An 828-nucleotide genomic window follows, 5' to 3' on the forward strand; every position below is an offset into this window, starting at 1 on the left:
GTTAACGCTTGGCAGATAAGGCTTTATTATCGATTAAGTCATTGTAAAATCGTTTATTTGAACGGGTTTACGGCCGATAATCGTGAAGCCAGAAAGCAGTCTACCAAGCTCGAGTTGAGTCAGGGTAAACACCTCATTTTTCTCTTTTGTAGGCCATTTATACTTGGCTTTTTCGAGGCGTTTATACCAAAGCGCAAAGCCAGTTTTATCCCAGTACAGCACTTTGATTTTGTCGCGCTGTTTATTGGTGAACAGGAACAGTGCGCCGCTTCCCAAGGGTAAATCGGTGTCATTTTCAATAATCGCCGCGAGGCCATTGATGGACTTTCTAAAATCGACACTCTCACGATACAGATAAATCTCTGGTGCGCTGAGCATATGTTTCATGACAAGGCTCCAATGAGTTCTGCCAGGTAGGCAGCGGGCGTGCCTTGAGGAATGCTCAATTCCACATCATTGATGATAAGTGTCATGTTAGCGGTGGCTATTTGAGCTTGATATTTCGTTGTCTTTTCGACGACCTCTGCCCGTACAAAGCCTTGAGAGATATTCGCTTTTTTAAGTTGCTGGCGCTTAGCATAAAACGTTGAGGGGTTGAGTTCATTGAGCTTACAAAATGCAAGCGTTGACAATGAACTCGATTCAGACTGCTCGATGAGCGTTTGCCATTCTTGATTAGTGTGTCGTTTTCCCATTTCAAATCTCCTCATGGTCGGAGACTTGATCTTATTCTTCGCGCTAGGCGATTAGAATGCGGGTTTTATGGAGCGCTTACTTAATAAGAAACCATTTTGTAGTGATTTTCTACATGTAAAGTTACTCTTTCTT

Annotated in this window: 2 protein-coding genes; both read right to left on the reverse strand. The window is 43.0% G+C overall.

All coding sequences use genetic code 11. From position 1 onward, the window contains the following. Nucleotides 1-33: 33 nt before the first annotated feature. Nucleotides 34-387: an IS66 family insertion sequence element accessory protein TnpB gene (gene tnpB / locus BCT81_RS05050; RefSeq protein WP_102423420.1), complete on the reverse strand. Its 354-nt coding sequence runs from the start codon at nt 385-387 to the stop codon at nt 34-36. Next, the gene (locus BCT81_RS05055) at nt 384-695 is read right to left on the reverse strand and encodes a hypothetical protein (protein ID WP_008216435.1); all 312 of its coding nucleotides are present in this window, start codon (nt 693-695) and stop codon (nt 384-386) included. Before BCT81_RS05055 ends, tnpB begins: the two co-directional genes overlap by 4 nt. Between the last annotated feature and the right edge of the window lie 133 nt (nt 696-828).

The sequence above is a fragment of the Vibrio sp. 10N.261.52.A1 genome, assembly GCF_002876325.1.
Taxonomy (GTDB): domain Bacteria; phylum Pseudomonadota; class Gammaproteobacteria; order Enterobacterales; family Vibrionaceae; genus Vibrio; species Vibrio chagasii.